General features: G+C 50.5%; 5 protein-coding genes and 1 pseudogene. All 6 read left to right on the top strand.

The genetic code is table 11. From position 1 onward, the window contains the following. Window positions 1–922: pseudogene (locus ACKOVI_RS03440) on the top strand (glycogen debranching protein GlgX); the annotation flags it as partial. Window positions 923–981: 59 nt separating this feature from the next. Continuing rightward, a complete protein-coding gene (locus ACKOVI_RS03435) occupies window positions 982–1,890 on the top strand; it encodes an ACP S-malonyltransferase (RefSeq protein WP_509602632.1) in 909 nt (302 codons plus the stop codon). Continuing rightward, entirely contained in the window at window positions 1,890–2,912 is a 1,023-nt protein-coding gene (locus ACKOVI_RS03430; RefSeq protein ID WP_509602631.1) for a beta-ketoacyl-ACP synthase III, read from the top strand. Before ACKOVI_RS03435 ends, ACKOVI_RS03430 begins: the two co-directional genes overlap by 1 nt. A gap of 89 nt (window positions 2,913–3,001) precedes the next feature. After that, the gene (locus ACKOVI_RS03425) at window positions 3,002–3,250 is read left to right on the top strand and encodes an acyl carrier protein (RefSeq protein ID WP_509602630.1); all 249 of its coding nucleotides are present in this window, start codon (window positions 3,002–3,004) and stop codon (window positions 3,248–3,250) included. A 23-nt stretch (window positions 3,251–3,273) separates the two neighbouring features. Then, on the top strand, window positions 3,274–4,512 hold the full coding sequence (gene fabF / locus ACKOVI_RS03420) for a beta-ketoacyl-ACP synthase II (protein ID WP_509602629.1): 1,239 nt from the start codon (window positions 3,274–3,276) through the stop codon (window positions 4,510–4,512). 14 nt (window positions 4,513–4,526) lie between these two features. Then, a partial coding sequence (locus ACKOVI_RS03415) for an acyl-CoA carboxylase subunit beta (RefSeq protein ID WP_509602628.1) occupies window positions 4,527–5,709 on the top strand: 1,183 nt, incomplete at its 3' end.

The raw sequence follows: 5,709 nt of genomic DNA, 5'->3' as shown, positions 1-5,709 counted from the left end.
TCGCTATCGCGACTCAGTCCGCCAGTTCTGGTTGGGCGACCTTGCACGTGGATATGGCGAAGGAGTCTCAGATCTTGCTGCCGGTATCAGCGGATCTTCCGATGTCTTTTACTACCGAGGTCCAACATCCTCAATTAACTTTGTAACCGCCCACGATGGTTTTAGCCTCGCCGACTTGGTGATGTATGCAGAAAAGCACAATGAGCCAAATCAAGAAGATAATCGCGATGGGTCTAACGATAATCGAACCTGGAACTTAGGTGTTGAAGGCCCCACCGATGACCCAGAAATCAATAAGCATCGTCATTCGTTGAAGAAATCCATCATGGCAACTTTGATGTTATCTGCAGGTGTACCAATGATCACCATGGGCGATGAAATATCTCGCACCCAAAATGGCTCTAACAACACTTATTCAATGCCACGCGATATGCATGTTGATATCCCCGATTCGCCTGAAACATTTATGGGAGGTTGGGCAAATAAGTGGGATCTCACCGATGACGAACTTGATATGCGCGAAGCGATCGCAGAGCTCGCGCGTATTCGAAAGACTTACCTGGCCGATATCGCGGCAGAGTTCTTTACCGGTCGCGTCGACTTTGGAACTCAACGTAAAGATATTGCTTGGTTTAGTCTCGGTGGCAATGAGATGACAGATGAGCACTGGGGCGACGGTGATAAGCGCAGCCTGACAGTATTTATCGATGCGGGTCCTGATCGCGGACTTCTTTTATTACTCAACTCTTCAACGCAAGAGACTCTCTTTACTTTACCGAATGCACAATGGGGAACAAGTTATCGCCGCATCTTTGATGCAGCTTCTCCTGTAACTTTGCACGAACCGCAGATTCAGCAACCGGAAGTAAAGGTTTCAGTTGCAGCACATTGTGCTCAAGTGTGGCTCGTAACACGACATTAATTCCTGAATAACTGAGCTGGTACTAGTCGGTATGTGACACGAGAGAATATATTTCTCAAGTGTTAGTAATCATCGCCCCCGGTCAAGGTGCACAGACACCAGGAATGCTCGCTCCTTGGATTGAAGATCCCGAAGCCAAAGCGTTGCTCGTTCAATGGTCGGATGCAATCGGCCTCGATCTCGTACATCTCGGAGTTCATGCGGATGCTGACGAAATCAAAGACACTGCCCATGCGCAACCGCTGATTGTTGCTGCTGGTCTGCTCAGTGCACGCGCACTCAATTTTTCTGGAAAATTTTCATTCGTGGCAGGTCACTCAGTGGGAGAAATTACCGCTGCTGCAATTGCAGGAGTACTCACTCCTTTAGATGCGATGAAACTAGTACGTACTCGCGGAGTTGAGATGGCAAAGGCAGCAGCTCTTGCACCAGCAGGCATGTCAGCTGTTCTCGGCGGAGATCGCGACGTTGTTTTGAAGGCGATTGCAGATGCAGGATTAGTTGCAGCAAATGACAATGGGGGCGGACAGATTGTTGCGGCCGGTGACCTCACTGCTCTAGCTGCCCTAGCACCGGAAGGTGCGCGAGTTCGTGCACTGGCAGTGGCAGGTGCATTCCATACGTCTTATATGCAACCTGCAGTCGAGCCGATGCGTGCACTTGCTTCATCAATGCAGGTTGAAGATGCCACCGTTGGAGTGCTCTCTAATAAAGATGGTGCAGTAATTTCAAATGGTCGCGAGATTCTCGACCGCATCGTCAACCAGATTGCAAACCCAGTGCGCTGGGACCTCTGCATGCAGACTCTTGCTGACAAGGGAGTAACTGGCGCAATTGAAGTTGCCCCAGCTGGAACTTTGGTCGGACTCATCAAGCGCGCAGTGCCCGCAATCGAACAATGCGCGTTAAAGTCGCCGGCAGAAGTTGAAACAGCAATTGCATTTGCTGGCGCACACGGAGGTAAGTAATGGCTATCAAGACTCGTACCGGTAGCGAGAGTCAGATTCTCTCTGTCGGTGCTTATCGTCCAAAGCGAGTTGTTCCTAACTCAGAGATTGTTGATCGCATCGAATCAAGCGATGAATGGATCCAGCAACGCACAGGTATTCAAACTCGACGCTTTGCAGATGAAAGCGAATCACTTCTCGATATGGCTATTTGGGCTGCAGAAGATGCGCTGAAGAATGCCAAGCTCGCTATCGGCGATATCGACACTGTCATCGTTGCCACGATTACCTTTCCTTTCCAAGCTCCTTCTGCTGCAACAGCTCTCTTGCAACGCCTCGGAAATCCGAAGGCAGCAGCCTTTGATATCAATGCAGCGTGTGCTGGTTTTTGCTACGCAGTCTCAATGGCACATGACTTTGTCAAGGCTGGAACTTCCAAGAAGGTTCTAGTTATTGGCGCGGAGAAGATTTCAGATTTCACAGATCCAGCAGATCGCGCAACCGCATTCATCTTTGCAGATGGTGCAGGCGCTGTGATTATTGGTGAATCATCCGAGCCAGGGATTGGTCCAGTTGAATGGGGATCTGACGCTGATTCTCGTGATGCAATTCAGATGAACCCATCATGGATTGAAGTACGCGATACAGAGACACAATTGACTAAGGCAGATGTGAAGTGGCCAAACATTTCACAAGAAGGCCAGAAAGTTTTCCGCTGGGCAGTCTTCTCAATGAGCAAGGCAGCGCTGAAGGCTCTCGATGCAGCTGGACTTACAGTCAACGACATCGATGCATTTATTCCTCACCAAGCCAATGTGCGCATCATCGAGACAATGGCGAAAGAGATGGATATGCCAGAGAGCGTCATCATCGCTGATGACATTCGAACCAATGGAAATACGTCAGCAGCTTCAATTCCACTCGCGATGGATGCTCTGCTGAAGCAACATCCAGAGCTCCACGGAAAAATTGCACTCTTGATTGGATATGGCGCAGGTCTCGTTTACGCGGGACAGGTCGTCAAACTTCCACCAAAACCATAAATTTCTCGACCAAAACCGCGTAAGTACTATGAAGTAGGCGCAACTTTCAGAGAGAATGCACACTAGTTAAAGAAGAAAAGGAGCCACACATGGCACTCGCATCAGCAGATGTACTCGCAGGACTCAAGGAGATTGTTGAAGAAGTAGCTGGCGTTCCAGCAGCATCAATTGAACTCGATAAGAATTTCACAGAAGATCTCGAAGTTGACTCACTCAGCATGGTTGAAGTTGTTGTTGCCTGCGAAGAGCGTTTCGGCATCAAGATTCCTGATGAGAAGGTAACTGATCTTGTCACAGTTGGCGACGCAGTTAACTTCATCGTTAACGCTTCAAACTAAGCACGAATAAAGGAATTACGGCTATGTCACAGCGTCGCGTAGTGGTCACCGGTCTCGGTGCGACCACCCCACTCGGTGGAGATGTCGATTCAACGTGGAAGGCAATCCTTGCCGGCCAGAGTGGAGTCCGTCTTCTTCTCGATGATTGGCGCGAAATGCTTCCAGTGCATTTTGCGGCGCGCGTTGCGACAGAACCAGCAGATCAGATGGAGCGCGTTGAGATGCGCCGACTTGATCGTTCCGAGCAATTTGCACTGATTGCTTCTCGCGAAGCGTGGAAAGATGCTGGATCCCCAGATGACCTCGATAAGGAGCGTCTCGGTGTTGTGATCGCATCAGGTATCGGCGGCGTCATCACGCTGATGGATCAATTTAACATTCTCAATGAAAAGGGTGCGCGTAGCGTCAGCCCTCATACAGTCCCCATGTTGATGCCAAACGGCCCGGCTGCAAATGTGGGTCTCGAGCTTGCGGCGAAGGCCGGCGTTCATACCCCTGTCTCTGCCTGTGCATCAGGCGCTGAAGCAATTGGGTATGCCTTTGAAATGATCAAGAACAACCGCGCTGATGTTGTTGTCAGCGGTGGCGTTGAGGCAGCATGTCACCAGCTTCCGATGGCGGCATTTGCTGCGATGAAGGCACTTTCAACTCGTAACGATGATCCAGCTCGCGCATCACGTCCATACGATCGCGATCGTGATGGATTTGTTCTCGGCGAAGGTGGCGGAATTCTCGTTCTTGAAGAGTACGAACACGCTAAGGCCCGTGGTGCAAAGATTTACTGCGAAATCAGCGGACAGGGTCTGACTTCTGATGGTTATCACATTGCAGCTCCCGACCCAGAAGGCTCTGGTGTCCAGCGCGCAATTAAGTTTGCGTTGCAGAATGCAGGAATGACTGCAAAAGATATTGTCCACCTCAATGCCCATGCGACTTCTACTCCTGCAGGCGACGTTGCTGAAGCGAATGCACTTCGCAAAGCACTCGGAGCAGATGCTGATCACGTTGCAGTCTCTGCAACAAAGTCAATGACGGGTCACCTACTCGGTGGAGCTGGTGCAATCGAATCTGTCTTCCTTGTAAAGGCTCTGCAAGATCGCCTCGCACCACCGACAATTAATATTGAGAACTTGGACCCAGCTGTGACTGTAGATGTTGTACGCGACACACCTCGTGCGCTTCCTGCGGGAGATATCGCTGCGTTGAACGACTCATTTGGCTTCGGTGGCCATAACGTCGTGCTTGTTTTTAACTCAATCTAAGTACACTCTTCCTTATGAGCGATCCCAAGGATCCGGAAGTCCGCATCAAACGTCTCATCGATGCGGATACATTTAATTACCTTCTCCCCCGTACTGATTGCGGAATGATTGCCGCCACTGGTGCAATCAATGGAAATAAAGTTGTTCTCTTCGCATCCGATGCCACATCAAAATCAGGTGCGCTCGGTATTGAAGGATCTCTTGTCATTCTTGCTGCATATCGCGAAGCGATGGCGTATCAGCTGCCGATTATCGGAATCTGGCACTCAGGTGGCGCGCGTTTAAGCGATGGCGTTCTATCACTTAACGCATTTGGTGAAGTCTTCCAAGCGATGGTGCTTGCCAGCGGACGCATTCCACAGTTATCACTTGTGCTGGGCCCAACCGCTGGAGGCGGTGCTTATGGTCCTGCACTCACCGACGTAGTAGTTCTCGCACCAGAAGGTCGCATCTTTGTTACCGGCCCTGATGTTGTTAAGTCAGTAACCGGTGAAGATATTGATATTGCTGCTCTTGGCGGCCCTGAGGCCCATAGCAAAAACAGCGGCGTTGCTCATGTGATTGCACCTTCTGAAGATGTGGCCTTTAGCGAGATTCAAGACTTGGTCTCACTCTTCGCAGATCAAGGACACTTCACTACCGATATCGTCGATACCGATCTCAGCGTGCATGTTCCACCAGTCTCTAAGCGTTCTTATGAAGTTCATCCATTGATCGACTCAATTCTCGATAGCGACCGTGAGAAGCTCGAACTTCTTCCAATGTGGGCTGAGAACATGTCCACTGTCATCGGTCGCTTAGGCGGTCGAACAGTTGGAGTAATCGCTAACAATCCAGCACATATCGGTGGAGTTCTTGATGCTGCAGCTGCCGAGAAAGCTGCGCGCTTTGTGCGCACCTGCGATGCCTTTGGAATTCCAATGGTTGTAATTGCAGACGTGACTGGCTTCTTACCTGGCCCTGGCCAAGAGTGGGAAGGTGCAGTGCGTCGCGGCGCAAAGTTGCTCCATGCCTTTGCTGAATCAGTGGTACCTCGGGTTACCTTAATTACTCGTCGAGCATATGGCGGCGCCTACGTTGCAATGAATTCAAAATCTTTAGGTGCGACTCGCACATTTGCCTGGCCGACATCAGAGGTATCTGTCATGGGCGCAGTTGCTGCGGTGCGCGTTCTACACCGTCGATTGCTAGCTGATC

The sequence above is a fragment of the Candidatus Planktophila sp. genome, from assembly GCF_046070465.1.
Lineage (GTDB): Bacteria > Actinomycetota > Actinomycetes > Nanopelagicales > Nanopelagicaceae > Planktophila.
This window is presented reverse-complemented; position numbering and strand designations above follow the sequence as displayed.

Coding starts and splice junctions, on each gene's coding strand:
- fabF (WP_509602629.1), top strand. CDS start 3,274: ATGTCACAGCGTCGCGTAGTGGTCACCGGTCTCGGTGCGACCACCCCA.
- ACKOVI_RS03425 (WP_509602630.1), top strand. CDS start 3,002: ATGGCACTCGCATCAGCAGATGTACTCGCAGGACTCAAGGAGATTGTT.
- ACKOVI_RS03430 (WP_509602631.1), top strand. CDS start 1,890: ATGGCTATCAAGACTCGTACCGGTAGCGAGAGTCAGATTCTCTCTGTC.